General features: G+C 73.0%; 12 protein-coding genes and 1 pseudogene. 3 read left to right on the top strand and 10 right to left on the bottom strand.

The genetic code is table 11. The features are described from left to right. Positions 1 to 24: 24 nt before the first annotated feature. Complete coding sequence (locus C7M71_RS11455) at positions 25 to 438, bottom strand: cobalamin B12-binding domain-containing protein (protein ID WP_111492884.1); 414 nt, start codon at positions 436 to 438, stop codon at positions 25 to 27. 306 nt (positions 439 to 744) lie between these two features. Here C7M71_RS11455 and C7M71_RS11460 point away from each other — a divergent pair, with 306 nt between their 5' ends. Beyond that, positions 745 to 2,181 carry a M23 family metallopeptidase gene (locus C7M71_RS11460; protein ID WP_229758668.1) on the top strand — a complete coding sequence of 479 codons (1,437 nt, stop codon included), beginning with the start codon at positions 745 to 747 and terminating at the stop codon, positions 2,179 to 2,181. Positions 2,182 to 2,227: 46 nt separating this feature from the next. On the opposite strand, the gene pcrA is transcribed toward C7M71_RS11460, so the two are convergent. The 7 genes from pcrA to C7M71_RS11495 all read right to left on the bottom strand — a co-directional run bounded on the left by pcrA (position 2,228) and on the right by C7M71_RS11495 (position 10,350). After that, positions 2,228 to 4,861, bottom strand: a complete 2,634-nt coding sequence (gene pcrA / locus C7M71_RS11465) for a DNA helicase PcrA (protein ID WP_229758669.1) — start codon at positions 4,859 to 4,861, stop codon at positions 2,228 to 2,230. Between the two features lie 12 nt (positions 4,862 to 4,873). Further along, positions 4,874 to 5,713, bottom strand: a complete 840-nt coding sequence (locus tag C7M71_RS11470; RefSeq protein ID WP_229758670.1) for a nucleotidyltransferase domain-containing protein — start codon at positions 5,711 to 5,713, stop codon at positions 4,874 to 4,876. Next, complete coding sequence (locus C7M71_RS11475; protein ID WP_265737653.1) at positions 5,710 to 6,420, bottom strand: nucleotidyltransferase domain-containing protein; 711 nt, start codon at positions 6,418 to 6,420, stop codon at positions 5,710 to 5,712. Before C7M71_RS11475 ends, C7M71_RS11470 begins: the two co-directional genes overlap by 4 nt. 93 nt (positions 6,421 to 6,513) lie before the next feature. After that, positions 6,514 to 6,867, bottom strand: coding sequence for a hypothetical protein (locus tag C7M71_RS11480; RefSeq protein WP_111492888.1), 354 nt, complete (start codon positions 6,865 to 6,867; stop codon positions 6,514 to 6,516). Between the two features lie 51 nt (positions 6,868 to 6,918). After that, positions 6,919 to 8,148 carry an acyltransferase family protein gene (locus C7M71_RS11485; protein ID WP_111492889.1) on the bottom strand — a complete coding sequence of 410 codons (1,230 nt, stop codon included), beginning with the start codon at positions 8,146 to 8,148 and terminating at the stop codon, positions 6,919 to 6,921. A gap of 112 nt (positions 8,149 to 8,260) precedes the next feature. Continuing rightward, the gene (locus C7M71_RS11490; protein ID WP_111492890.1) at positions 8,261 to 8,968 is read right to left on the bottom strand and encodes a LuxR C-terminal-related transcriptional regulator; all 708 of its coding nucleotides are present in this window, start codon (positions 8,966 to 8,968) and stop codon (positions 8,261 to 8,263) included. Then, positions 8,965 to 10,350, bottom strand: coding sequence for an ATP-binding protein (locus C7M71_RS11495; RefSeq protein WP_111492892.1), 1,386 nt, complete (start codon positions 10,348 to 10,350; stop codon positions 8,965 to 8,967). The genes C7M71_RS11490 and C7M71_RS11495 overlap by 4 nt, the downstream gene beginning before the upstream one ends. Before the next feature lie 307 nt (positions 10,351 to 10,657). On the opposite strand from C7M71_RS11495, the gene C7M71_RS11500 reads away from it, so the two are divergent. After that, positions 10,658 to 12,247 (top strand): PspC domain-containing protein, encoded by a 1,590-nt coding sequence (locus C7M71_RS11500; protein ID WP_111495374.1) that lies wholly within the window; start codon positions 10,658 to 10,660, stop codon positions 12,245 to 12,247. Further along, entirely contained in the window at positions 12,244 to 12,525 is a 282-nt protein-coding gene (locus C7M71_RS11505) for a hypothetical protein (protein WP_111495372.1), read from the top strand. Before C7M71_RS11500 ends, C7M71_RS11505 begins: the two co-directional genes overlap by 4 nt. 65 nt (positions 12,526 to 12,590) lie before the next feature. Here C7M71_RS11505 and C7M71_RS33190 read toward each other — a convergent pair whose 3' ends face one another. Continuing rightward, positions 12,591 to 13,112, bottom strand: coding sequence for a Rieske (2Fe-2S) protein (locus C7M71_RS33190; protein WP_407675980.1), 522 nt, complete (start codon positions 13,110 to 13,112; stop codon positions 12,591 to 12,593). A 51-nt stretch (positions 13,113 to 13,163) separates the two neighbouring features. Further along, positions 13,164 to 13,718 (bottom strand): annotated as a pseudogene (locus C7M71_RS33195) (DoxX family protein); the annotation flags it as partial. Positions 13,719 to 13,741 lie beyond the last annotated feature (23 nt).

Consider the following 13,741-nt stretch of genomic DNA (forward strand, 5'->3'; position numbering starts at 1 on the left):
ACAGCTGGTCCGGCAGGCGGTCCGTCAGGCGGCGGAGGAGGTACGCAGATTGGCCTCGACCCAGGCGACGACATCCCGGGTGGGGGTGCCGGGGGTGAAGATGTCGGCGACCCCCATGGCCTTCAGCTCGGGGACGTCGCCGTCGGGGATGATGCCGCCGACGAAGACCTTGATGTCGGCGGCGTCCTGCTCCTTGAGCAGCGCCATCACCTTGGCGCAGAGCGTCATATGGGCACCGGAGAGGATCGACAGGCCGATGCCGTCGGCGTCCTCCTGGATGGCGGTGTCCACGATCTGCTCCGGAGTCTGGTGCAGACCGGTGTAGATGACCTCCATACCGGCGTCCCGCAGCGCACGCGCAATGACCTTGGCCCCGCGGTCGTGGCCGTCGAGACCCGGCTTGGCGACGACCACGCGGATCGGTCCGGACACTCCCATTCCTGCCTCCAGATCTGTACGGGACTTGCGTTAACACTCAATAACATCCCTGGAGGGAGGGTAGCGCCACCCGTGCCGGAGCGCCGTTTCGCGGACCGGGGGGAGGGCAAAGTCACAACCGAACGCATGCACTGCGTGTTCACGCCTCCGCAAGCCGATCCGGCCGACCCGGTTCGCCCGGTTGCCCCGCAGCCCTCCCACCCGACTCCCGCCGGACACCCGGTCTGGCTGGAAAGATTGTCGCCGGTCCGTCTTCGGGGATACAGTCGCCGCTGTTCTCCTGCTGTCGAGGCGAAAGTTGAGCCGGTGGCGTACGAAGGCCAGGGTGCCGGGGCTGTCTTTCCGCCTCCTGCCGCACCTGACCAGTCGTACGCCGAGTACACCGACTACGCCGAGCCCACCGAGTACGCCCGGCCCACCGAGTACACCGGGTACACCGGCACCACCTACGACACCACCGGCGCCTGGTACGGCTACGGCGGGGTGACCGCCGAGCAGACCGGCACCTGGACCACCGCCGCCACCACCACGGCCGAGGGCTGGCAGCAGGACCCGTATGCGACCGCCTACGGCTATGGCACCGCCGAGACGTCCTGGTCCGCCGACCCCTCGGCGGACGTCTCCTGGGGCACCGCCACCCTCACCTCCCCGGACGCCACCGGCGCGTACACCACACCGGACCTGTACGGCGCCGTGGGCTACGACGGCTACCCGCAGGACACCGCCGTGCAGGGATACGGGACATACACCGAGTACGGCACCACCCAGGACTCCGCCGCCCAGGACTTCGCAGGGCAGGACTCCGCTGCCCAGGACTTCGCAGGCCAGGACGGGCAGGACGGTTTCGCCTACGACGAGTACCCGTACGAGGACGAGTACGACGAGGCGCCCCACGACGGGACCGCCGCCCCCGAGCCCGCAGCGGCAGCGGCAGCGGTACAGGCCACGCAGACGACACAGACCACACAGGCCATGCAGGCCGCAGCGCCGCCGGTGGGCGGCCGGGCCGCCGCCCGGGCGGCCCGCAGCAAGCCCCGCACCGCCCGGCGCTCGGCCCTGCTGACCATCGCCGTCCCGTCGGTCGCCGTGATGGGCGTGGCCGCAGCCGCCGCCGTCACGGTGAGCATCCCCGACCAGGGCTCCTCGCATGACTCCGCCGCCGGCACCCCGGAGGCCACCCCCTCGCCCAAGGCCGCGGTGGCGCTCTCCTCCAAGCTGGACACCCAGCTGGCCGGGCTGCGCAAGAACGCCGACGACTTCGCCGGCCGGGTGAGCCGCAACCAGGCCCGCATCGACCTGAAGAAGCGGCAGGAGGACGAGAAGAAGCGCAAGGAGGCCCTGCGCCCCAAGTTTGTGCTGCCGGTCGCCGAGCACGGCCTCTCCGCCACCTTCGGCATGGCCGGCACCCACTGGGCGGCGCTGCACACCGGCATCGACTTCCCGGTGAGCTGGGGCACCGACGTCCGCGCCGCCACCGACGGCACCGTGCGCACCCAGTGGAACTCGGCGTACGGCTATATGGCGATCGTCACCGCGTCCGACGGCACCGAGACCTGGTACTGCCACCTCAGCTCGTACCGGATCCGCTCGGGCAAGGTGAAGGCCGGCGACACCATCGCCTACTCCGGCAGCAGCGGCAACAGCACCGGCCCGCATATGCACTTCGAGGTGCACCCCGGTGACGGCGCCCCCGCCGTGGACCCGATCCCCTGGCTGCTCAGCCACGGGCTCAACCCGCGCTGAGCAGCCACCCGCCCTCCGCAGCGGGCCCCCCGGCCCCCGGCCCCCGCTACAGCTTCTCCACCGGTGCGTAGCGCAGCAGCAGCCGCTTCTTCCCGGACCCGCCGAAGTCGATCGTCGCCTGCGCCTTGTCACCGGCCCCGGTGGCCTCGACCACGGTGCCCAGCCCGAAGGTGTCATGGCTGACCCGGTCGCCCACGGCCAGCGCCACCACCTCCCGCTCCTGCACCTTGCGGGCGGACTTGCCCCATCCCGCCCTCGGCGAGGCCGACGCCGAGGAGGAGCCCCTGGCCCCGGTCACCCCGCCCAGCACCCCGGTGGACGGCGGCGCCGCCGCAGCGCCGGACCGCTTCCAGTCGATCAGCGCCTCCGGGATCTCCTCCAGGAACCGCGACGCGGGGTTGTACGAGGGCTGGCCCCAGGCGCTGCGCATCACCGACCGGGTGAGGTACAGCCGCTCCCGGGCCCGGGTCACCCCGACATAGGCGAGGCGCCGCTCCTCCTCCAGCTCCTTGGCCTGGCCGAGGGCGCGCATATGCGGGAAGACGCCGTCCTCCATGCCGGTGAGGAAGACCACCGGGAACTCCAGGCCCTTGGCGGTGTGCAGGGTCATCAGGGTGATGACGCCCTGTGCCTCGCCCTCCTCGTCCTGGTCCGGGATCTGGTCGGAGTCGGCGACCAGGGCGACCTGCTCCAGGAAGTCCGACAGGGTGCCTTCGGTGTTCTCCTGCTCGAACTCCAGGGCGACGGCGGCCAGTTCCTGGAGGTTCTCGATCCGGGTCTCGTCCTGCGGGTCGGTGGACGCCTGGAGTTCCGCGAGGTAGCCGGTCTCCTCCAGCACCGCCTCCAGCACGGTGGCCGGACCGGCGCCGCCCTCGGCGATGGAGCGCAGCTTCTCCATCAGGTCGTTGAACTTCTTCACCGCGTTGGCGGACCGCGCGGCCATGCCGTACGCCTCGTCCACCCGGCGCAGCGCCTGGGCGAAGGAGATCCGCTCGCGCAGCGCCAGCGCGTCGATCATCGCCTCGGCGCGGTCGCCGATGCCGCGCTTGGGCACATTGAGGATGCGGCGCAGCGGGACGGTGTCCTCGGGGTTGGCGAGCAGCCTCAGATAGGCGAGGACGTCCCGGACCTCCCTGCGCTCGTAGAAGCGCACCCCGCCGACCACCTTGTACGGCAGGCCGACCCGGATGAACACCTCCTCGAAGACGCGGGACTGCGCATTGGTGCGGTAGAAGACGGCGACGTCGCCGGGCCGGGCATCGCCGGCGTCGGTCAGCCGGTCGATCTCCTCGGCGGCGAACTGGGCCTCGCTGTGCTCGTCGTCGGCGACATAGCCGACGATCTTCGCCCCGTCCGCCCCGGCCGTCCAGAGGTTCTTGGCACGCCGGTTGGTGTTCCGCTCGATCACCGCGTTGGCGGCGGTGAGGATGGTCTGGGTGGAGCGGTAGTTCTGCTCCAGCAGGATGGTGGTGGCGTCCGGGTAGTCCTCCTCGAACTGGAGGATGTTGCGGATGGTCGCACCCCGGAAGGCGTAGATCGACTGGTCTGCGTCGCCCACCACGCACAGCTCGGCGGGCGGCAGCTCGGCCAGGCCCTCCTCCTCCGGCCGGACCAGATCGCCGTCCACGGTCCGCTTCGGTGCCTGGCCGACGGCACCGCCGGTCAGCTCACGCACCAGCATGTACTGGGCGTGGTTGGTGTCCTGGTACTCGTCGACCAGGATGTGCCGGAACCGCCGCCGGTAGTGCTCCGCCACCTCGGGGAATGCCTGGAGCAGGTGGACGGTGGTCATGATGATGTCGTCGAAGTCCAGGGCGTTGGCCTCGCGGAGCCGTCGCTGGTAGAGGGCGTACGCCTCGGCCAGCTTCCGCTCCATCGGGTTGGCCGCCCGGTCGGCGTAGGTCTCCTCGTCGACCAGCTCGTTCTTGAGGTTGGAGACCTTGGCGGTGAAGGACTTCGGCGGGTACTGCTTGGGGTCCAGGTCCAGGTCGCGGCAGACCAGCGACATCAGCCGCTGCGCGTCGGCGGCGTCGTAGATGGAGAAGCTGGAGGTGAAGCCCAGCCGCTTGCTCTCCCGCCGCAGGATGCGCACACAGGCGCTGTGAAAGGTGGAGACCCACATCGCCTTGGCCCGCGGGCCCACCAGGTGCTCGACGCGCTCCCGCATCTCGCCGGCGGCCTTGTTGGTGAAGGTGATGGCCAGGATCTCGCCGGGCCGGGCCCCGCGCGCCGCCAGCAGATAGGCGATGCGGTGGGTGAGCACCCGGGTCTTGCCGGAGCCCGCTCCGGCCACGATGAGCAGCGGCGAGCCGGAGTGCACCACGGCCTCGCGCTGCGGCGGGTTCATCCCGTCCAGCAGCTGCGCCGGGTCCACCACCGTGCGCGGCGCCCCGTTGGCGTGGTACGCGTCCCGGTCCACCGGGCCGGTGAAGTCGCCCTGGAAGAGGTCGGCGGGGATGGCCTCCTCATAAGGGGCCTCATAGGGGGCCTCGTCCTCGGAGGCCTCCCCGTAGGGGCCCGGCTCATCCGGCCCGGCCCCGTAGGGCGCGAAGCCGTCCTCCTCCGGGTGCGGCGGCGGCTCCTCGGCCGTGAAGGCGGCGGGCCGCGCGGGGACGCCCCCGGGCCCGGTGGCGAGGCCGTCGAGGCCGGGGAGGGGGATGTCGTCAAAGAGGCTACTCATCGCCCCCCGAGTCTATGACCTGCCTCCGACACCGGTCCGCCGCTCCTCCGATCCCAGCCGCGCCCGCACCACCAGCTCATGCAGCTCCCGGTGGCCGCCCTGCCGATCGGGCAGGCCGCTCTCCCGCTCGGCCTCGTCCAGCTCCGCCTGAAGCGCCTCCACGGCGGCCCGCAGCCGCTCCCGGTCGGGCGCCCCCGGCAGCTCGGTGCGGAGCGCGTTCTCGGCGGACGCCTTGGCCGCGACCAGGTCCCGCAGATACGGGGGCGCCGACGGGATCTCGCCGGCCAGGGTCGACAGATGGGCCTGCACCTCGCCGCTGCGCATCAGGTGGATGCCGGTGAGCAGCGCCCGGAAGGTGTACAGCAGCGGCTTCAGCTCGTCGGTGCGCTCGAAGATCCGCCACTGGGTGCGGGCGAAGCCCCGGTAGTGGTGGGCGTGGTGCCGGGTGAGCACGGTGGGGGCGAGCGCGGCCAGCTCCCGGTGGACCGGTGTGGTGCGGACGACCAGCGGGGAGAGCAGCTGCTCCAGCACATAGCCGTTGCGCCGCAGCATCAGCCGGGCGAACTTGGCCAGGTCATGGGTGACCAGGTCCAGTTCGACGCCCTGCCGCAGCCACATCCGGCTCTGGGTGTCCCGGGGCGTCTCCAGCCCCACCAGCTCCTCGACCGGCAGCAGATGGGCGCCGCGCAGATCCACATCGGAGTCGGCGGACGGGAAGCCGTACAGATGGGCGCCGGAGACCGTGGCGAAGACCAGCGGCTGCTCCACCTCCTCCGCCAGCACCTCACCCAGCTCCGGCACCCCCGCCGCCGTGAGTACGTCCTTTGCCACTGTCGTCCCGCTGGTCATCATGGGCTCACCCTCTCGGCGTCCAGTGTCCGGCGCCGCACCGAGACCAGCCACTCCTCGACCCGCGCGGTGTCGGGCTCGGCGGGCAGCGGGCTGTCCGCCAGGGCGGCGTCGGCCCGGCGGGTGAGCCGGTCGCGGCGGACGCCGATCTCGTCCCAGTCGATCTCTCCCCTGCCCACGGCGAGCAGCGCCGCACGCTCCTCGCCGACGTCCAGCCGCAGCCGCCCGGTCTCCAGCAGCCCGGCGCAGCAGGCCAGCAGCCGCAGCAGATGCAGCAGGTGCTTGCCCTTGGGCTGCTCGCCCCTGGCCCGCCGGGCCTCGGCCCTGGCGAACTGGCTGTCGGCGTGGCGGACGAAGGTGCGGTGGATGCGCCGGGAGAGGAAGGCTGGAGCGAGGGCGCGCAGCTCGTCCCCCACCGGGGTGGTGTGCTCGACCAGCGGGGAGTGCAGCACTTCGAGCGCGCTGGGGTTACCGGCCAGCGCCAGTTCGCAGATCCGCTCGACCTCCCAGCTGAACTGCTCGGGGAGCGGTCCGGCCAGGTGGCGCGGGGGCTTCTCCAGCCGCCAGAACGCGCTGGTGGGCGTCACGAAGATGCCGCGCCGGTCGGTGTCGGACGCCTCGGTGGCCAGGCCGAACGCACGCGAGCCGACGATCACCGAGAGGACGGTGTGCTCGGTGACCAGGTGCTCCCAGCTCTCCATGCGCGCCATCCTGGCGTGGGCCGTCCGGCCACCGCGAACGGTTTTCGGGGTGGCCGCCGGCGGGCGGCTCAGGACAGCGGGCGGCTCAGGTCAGCGGGCGGCTCAGGTCCAGAGAGTGGCGATGAAGATATTGAGGGCGGTCAGCCCGCCGATGGCGCCGACCACGCCGCCGGATGCCTTCTCCTCGTCCCGGTTGACCCAGACCAGCAGCAGCACCGCCACCAGCACGGCGAGCTTGACACCGATCTTGATCATATTGGGGTGGTGGTGGTTCGCCTCGTTGAGCCCCACCAGCACCATGCCGGTCACCAGCATGGTCAGCGCGCCGTGCACCATGGCAGGCACCACCCGGCCCTGTCCGGCCTTCAGGCTCTTCAGCTGGGTGAGGAACCCGCCGAGCAGAGCGGCTATGCCGATGATGTGCAGGGCGACAAAGAACTTGATGAGCACGTCCACCCGGCCGATGGTACTCAGCCGCCCCAGACGGCCCGCCCGCGCCCCCAGGGGTCAGGCCGCGCCGCCCGGGGCAGCCCGCTCGGCCTGCTCGGCGCGCTCGGCCCGTTCGAAGGAGTCGGCACGCCGCAGGGCGTGGAAGGAGGAGTCCAGCCAGCGCCGCAGCAGCCGGGCGGCGGGCCGCTCCACCCAGCGGTGGACCAGCCAGGCGAGGGCGAGCAGCGCGGCGGTCAGTCCGGCCAGCAGCAGATACGGGTTGACCAGGCCGTGCAGCTTCATCAGCACGATCCAGCCGATCTCCTGGTGCAGCAGGTAGAGCGGATAGGTGAGCGCCCCGGCGGTCGTCAGCCACGGGTACCGAAGCCGGCGGAAGGCGCCGAGGGCCGTGCCGAGCACCGCCAGGAAGGCCACGGTGACCACCGTCAGCACGACCGGGAAGGAGAGCGGATGCCCGGAGCCGCTGATGTACGGCCTGACCAGGGTGTGCATCTCATGCTGCGCGACCAGCCAGGAGAAGCCGACGATGCCCCAGAGCAGGGGGTTGGGCCCCACCCGGTACATCAGGTACATCGCCACCCCGGCGATGAAGAACGGCGCGTACTGCGGCATCACCACCAGGTCCAGCAGCGGCAGCCCGGAGCGCGGGGTGAGCAGCACGGCGAACATCCAGATGCCGCAGAAGAGCACCACCCGCCGGTAGGTCACCCCCAACGCGGCCACGATCGCAAAGAGCACATAGAAGCGGAGCTCGACCCAGAGCGTCCAGTACACCGGGTCGATGTCATCGACGGCCAGGCCAGCCTGACCCATCGTCAGATTGGAGAGCACCCGGCTGAACGTCAGCTCCCGCTGGTCCACCCACGGCGGCCGGACCAGGAAGAGCACCACCGAGGTGGTCAGCACGGCCACCCAGTAGGCGGGCAGCAGCCGCACCACCCGGGACCGGAAGAGGTCCCTGGCGGGCCGCCCCCAGCAGGACATGCAGATCACAAAGCCGCTGATCAGAAAGAAGAGCTCGACCCCGAGCCAGCCGTACTGGCCGACCGCGTGCGCCGCCGGGACCACGTCCCTGGTCCGGCCGCCCCAGATGGCCAGGGCCTGCTGGATGCCCGTGTAGTGCCAGGAGAGCACCCCCAGGGCGGCCAGCAGCCGCAGCCCGTCCAGCACCTGGAGGCGGGGTCGGCCGGACTGTCCGCGCCGCGCCCCCGCAGGCTGCCGGTCAGGGTCGGCTCCGGGGCCCGGGTCGCGGCGAGAGGGGCGCTCCAGCGTGACAGTGGGTGGCATAGGGCCGGTCCCTCCGGAGTCGGGGGCTTCCGCCTGCCGCCGCTCTCGGCAGCGACCCGACCGACCCTACCCAGCGGAGCACCGGCCGCCGGGTGCGCACCGCCGGTACCGGTCAGACCAGTCGGCGGGCGGTCGCCCACCGGGTCAGCTCATGCCGGTTGGACAGCTGGAGCTTGCGCAGGACCGCCGACACATGGCTCTCCACGGTCTTCACCGAGATGAACAGCTGCTTGGCGATCTCCTTGTACGCGTATCCCCGGGCGATCAGCCGGAGCACCTCGCGCTCCCGCTGGGTGAGCCGGTCCAGGTCCTCGTCGACCGGCGGGGTGTCGGTGGCCGCGAAGGCGTCCAGCACGAACCCGGCCAGCCGGGGCGAGAAGACCGCGTCGCCGTCGGAGACCCGGAAGACCGCCGCCACCAGGTCGGCACCGGTGATGGTCTTGGTCACATAGCCGCGCGCACCGCCCCGGATCACCCCGATGACGTCCTCCGCCGCGTCCGACACCGAGAGCGCCAGAAAGCGCACCGCGCCCGCGCCGTCCGCCCCCTCGGTCATCAGCGGCGCACAGCGGCGCAGCACCTCCACCCCGCCGCCGCCCGGCAGGTGCACATCGAGCAGCACCACGTCCGGCCGGGTGGCGGTGACCACCTGGACCGCCTGCTCCACGTCGTCCGCCTCGCCGACCACGTCGATCCCGGTACGCGCGGTCTCGCCGATCTCGGCGCGCACCCCGGTACGGAACATCCGGTGGTCGTCGACGAGCACCACCCGGGCCGTCCGGCCCTGCCCCGCCCCGACCGCTTCCTCGGTCCCGGTCATGTGTCCGCCCTCTCCATCTCCAACTCGACCTCGGTGCCGCCGGCCGGCGCGGGCCGCACCCGCGCATGGCCGCCGTTGCGGCGCATCCGGCCGATGATCGACTCCCGTACGCCCATCCGGTCCTCGGGCACCGCGTCGAGGTCGAAGCCGGGGCCTCGGTCACGCACGAACACCCACACCGTCCTCCCCTCGACCTCGGTGTAGACCTGGACCGGTCCCCCGCCACCGTACTTGGCCGCGTTCACGGTGGCCTCACGCGCTGCCTGAACCTGCGCCGACAGCCGCTCGTCCATCGGGCAGTCGCCGACGCAGACCACCTCCACCGGCACCCCGTGCAGGTCCTCCACCTCGGCCGCCACCTTGCGCACCCGCTCGGCCAGGGTGTCCGGGGTCTCCGCCGCCGCCTCCGGCCGGTAGAGCCACACCCGCAGCTCGCGCTCCTGCGCGCGGGCGAGCCGGGCGACCTCCTTGGCGTCCTCGGCGTGCCGCTGGATCAGGGTGAGGGTGTGCAGTACCGAGTCATGGACATGCGCCGCGATCTCGGCCCGCTCCTGCGCCCGGATCCGCTCCCGGCGCTCGGCGCCCAGGTCCTGCCACATCCGCAGCGCGTACGGGCCCACCAGCACCAGCACTCCGGCCAGCACCGCCAGCGACGCCTCCAGCACCGCGCCGAGCTGCGTCTCCGAGCCCTGGATCACCAGCAGGCCGATGATGCCTGCGGCGACCAGCACCACCCCGGCCACGATCCGGATCACGGCGGTGCGGCGCTTGCTGCCGTCCAGGCCGAACCAGCGCTGCCAGCGGGAGTCGTCGGCCTGCCGCCACACCAGGGCGACACCCACCCCGATGGTCAGCAGCGGCCAGACATACGGCTTGGCCGCCTGGATGTGCAGCGCGTTGAGCAGCGCCAGGATGCCCACCACCACGGCGAGCAGCGCCACCAGCTGGCCGAGGTTCTCCCGGGTGGCGCGGCGCGGCGGGGCGGCGGCAGCCGCGTCCGGCGGCAGGCCGAAGGACTCGCCCTGGAAGGTGCGCTGCAATGCCTCGCGCAGCCTGCCGATCCGGCCCCGGCCGCCCTTGTGCAGCGGCTCGCCGCGCGCGCCCGGTACAAAGGCGCCGCCCACATACGCCCACTCGCCGGGCCCGGCGCCCCGGGCCGGTTCGCCGATGCCGAGCGGCACCACGAACCAGAAGGCGGCGTAGAGCAGCACCCCTATGCCGTCGGCGAAGAAGAGCAGCACAAAGGCGATCCGCACCCAGGCCACCGGCAGGCCGAGGTGGACCGCGAGGCCGCCCGCCACCCCGCCGACCACCCGCTGCTGCGGGCTGCGGTAGAGCTTGCGATACGGGGGCCGCTCCTCCCCGGCCGCCGGCGCGGACACACCGGAGGGCCCGGTGGCGCCCAGCGGCGCGGCGGGCTCGGCGGCGGCGGAAGGCGCGGAAGGCGCGGCGGGGGCCGAGGGGGCTGAGGGGGCGGTGCTGGCTGAGGGGGGTGCGGAGAAGGGTTCGGCGGAGGGGCCGGTGCTGGCGGAGGGGTCGGTGCCGGGTGCTGCCACGCCACCGATCGTCACACGGGCGCGGGGGCGCGCGCATCAGGGTCACGCCCCTCAACTCTCTCAGGGAGAGATCAGGGTCGGAGCAGGGGTGCAACCGGTTGGTCCCGGCCGCCCGCACCCGCAGGATGGAACCATGACGGACGACCGCACGCCACCCTCGCCGGCCGAAGGGCCCGCCGCCCCCGGCGAAGCCGCAGCGAGTCGCAGTGGACGCGAGCAGCGACAGGCGACCGGGGACCGAGGGGGCGACGGCACCGGGTCGGGCGCGTCCGGCGGCGCCACCGCCGCCGAGGACGGCCCCGACGCACCCCGCCCACCGCTGGTACGCAGCGACCGCCACCGGGTGGTGGCCGGGGTCTGCGGCGGTCTCGGCCGCCATCTCGACATCGACCCGGTGGTCTTCCGGGTGGTGGTCGCGGTGCTCTGCCTCTCCGGCGGCCTCGGGCTGTTCCTGTACGGCCTGGCCTGGCTGATCGTCCCCGCCGAGGGGTCCCGCAAGACCGAGATCCAGCGGGTGCTCACCGGCCAGGTGGACGCCCAGTCGATCGGCGCGGTCCTGCTCACCGTGATCGGCACCGGTGTCTTCTTCTCCTGGATGGACCGTGGCGACCACCTCTTCCCGCTGCTGCTGCTCGGCGTGCTGATCTTCTTCGCGGTGCGGTACGACCCCGAGCGGCGCGGCCACCGCGAGGGCGATCGCCAGTCGCGCCGCTCGCAGGGCCCGTACGACCGGCACCTCGACCGCGAGGAGATGCGCGCCTGGCGGCAGGAGTGGCACGCGCAGTGGCGGCAGCAGCGTCAGCAGTTCCGCGACGAGTGGGCGGTACGGCGGGAGGAGGTGCGGCGGGCCGCCCAGTCGCCGACCGGCTACCGCTGGGACCCGAGGCACCCCGAGCGCAACCCGTACGCCCCCCATGACGCGCCGCCGCCGACCGCCGCCGCGCCCGCCTGGTGGCAGCGCGAGGACCTGCCAGCCGGCGACCCGCTGCGCAAGCCCGGCGCCGGGCCGTCCACCGCACCGCCAGCCGGGCCATCCGCCGGGCCGGAGCCGGATGCGCCCTGCCTGATGCGCCCGTCCCGGCACCACCCCTGGCAGCACCCGCCGTACCAGCGTGAACGGAGCTTCCTCGGCCCGGTCGCCCTGCTGCTGTCGCTGGGGGCGGGCGCGGCGGTGTGGGCCGCCTCGGGCGGGCAGAACGGCGAGGTCCGGCTGACCACGGTGCTGGCTGCGGTCCTGCTGGTGCAGGGCCTTGCGCTGCTGATCGCCACCCGGTGGGGACGGGTGCGGGGGCTGGTGCTGCCCGCCCTGCTCACCACCCTGGCGCTGGCCGCCGCAGGCACCGTCGACCTGCCGATCAGGGCGTCCGTGGGCGAGCGCATCTGGGTACCGGCCGATGTCTCCCAGGTGGAGCGGACCTACAGCCTGGGGGCGGGCAACGCCCGCCTGGACCTCAGCCGGATCGACCCGGCCGGCGCCACCGTCGCCACCAGCGTGCGGCTCGGCGCCGGCGACCTCACCGTCACCGTGCCGAACAACGTCACGCTGCGGGTGGTCGTGCACAGCGCGGCGGGCGAGGTCCAGCTGCCGGGGGGCGACCGCATCGGAGGGGTGGGCACTGAGCACCGGGCCAACCTGCCGCCGCTCGGCGGCGCAGAATCGAAGGGCACCATCACCCTCGACCTCAAGGTCGGGCTGGGAGACGTAAGGGTGGTCCGCCAGTGAAGCGCCACGAGGTCGACATCTTCTCGCTCATCGCCGGTCTCACCTTCACCGCCATCGCGGTGGTGTACCTGATCGCATCGCTCAACGACCGGTCGGTGAACGGGCACATCGTGATCCCGGTCGCCCTGATCGCGCTGGGCACCGCCGGGCTGGCCGGGGCGGTGGCCCGGATGGCGCGGCGGAACCGCCAGGCGGCCGCAGCGGAGGCGGCAGCGGAGGCCGAGTTCGGGGAGGTCCCGCCGCCGCAGTTCATGGCGTCCGGCGACGACGACCGCTGAACGGTCTCACCCGTCCGGCCCAACCGCCGGGCACCGACTGCGGCTGCGGCTGCGGCCGGGCCCGGTCAGCTCTGGCGCTTGCCCAGTTGCAGCCGGTCGCCGCTGCGGGTGATGCCATAGGTCGCCAGTCCGGTGGCGGCCGGGCCCTCCAGCCGCGCCCCGGTGGCCGCGTCGAAGACCGAGTTGTGGCAGGGGCAGACCAGCTTGCCGTCCTTGGGCGCGTTCACCACGCACTGGGCGTGCGGGCAGACCGCCGAGAGCGCCGTGTAGCGGCCCTGCTGCGGCTGGAGCACATAGACGGCGTCACCGGTCGCCGGATCGGTGGTCCGGACCGCACCGCCGACCTTGACCTCGGCCGCCGCCACCGAGGGCGCGGCACCACCGGCGGGCGGCTCGGGCGCGGTGGCGCCGGCGCCCCCGCCCGCATCGGCGCCCCCGCCCGCACCCGAGGCCGTGCCCGCGCCCGCACCCGAGCCGGTACCGGGCGACACCGCGCCGTCGGCCACCGCCGGGCCGCTGCCGCGACCGAGCCGGGCCGCCAGCGACCCCGCGACCAGCCCGGTGCCCGCCACCGCGACGGCGGCCACCCCGCCGTCGATCAGCGCCCGCCGCCGGATCGTGCCCGCCCCGGTACCGGCCGCCCGCTCCCGGGCGGAGCGCCTCGCCAGCAGCGCGTCCACGGACAGATTGGGCGCTCCGGCCAGCACCAGCGGCACCCAGGCCATCAGAAACGGCAGGTCATTGCCCAGGTAGTAGGGGTGCACCTGCCAGCTGACGGTCAGCCAGAGCGAGAGGTTGATCAGTACGCCGCCGACCGCCGCCAGCCGGGTCCAGAAGCCCAGCAGCGCCCCCAGCCCCACCGCCAGCTCTCCGAACGCCATGGCCATCGCAAACGGCGTGGGCGACCGCAGCGCCAGGTCCAGCAGCGGCCCGATCGGACTGGCCCCCTTGACCGCCTCCGTCTGCGCCACAAACGACGCCGTATCGGCCGCCCCACCCAGATAGTGCGGGTCGGCCAGCTTGTCCAGACCGGCGTAGAGAAAGGTCACACCCAGGAAGAGCCGCAGCGGCAGCATCGCGTACCGGGCGCCCCGCCCCCGCCACCCGCCGTCCTCGGGGGACTGCGCCGACCGGCCCCTGCGCCGCCGCGCGCCGTGGGCCGCCACCGTGTCCACGCCCGATATGTCCGCCATACCCGCACCTCTCCCGCCGTCCG

It is taken from the genome of Peterkaempfera bronchialis (assembly GCF_003258605.2).
In the GTDB taxonomy this organism is placed as follows: domain Bacteria; phylum Actinomycetota; class Actinomycetes; order Streptomycetales; family Streptomycetaceae; genus Peterkaempfera; species Peterkaempfera bronchialis.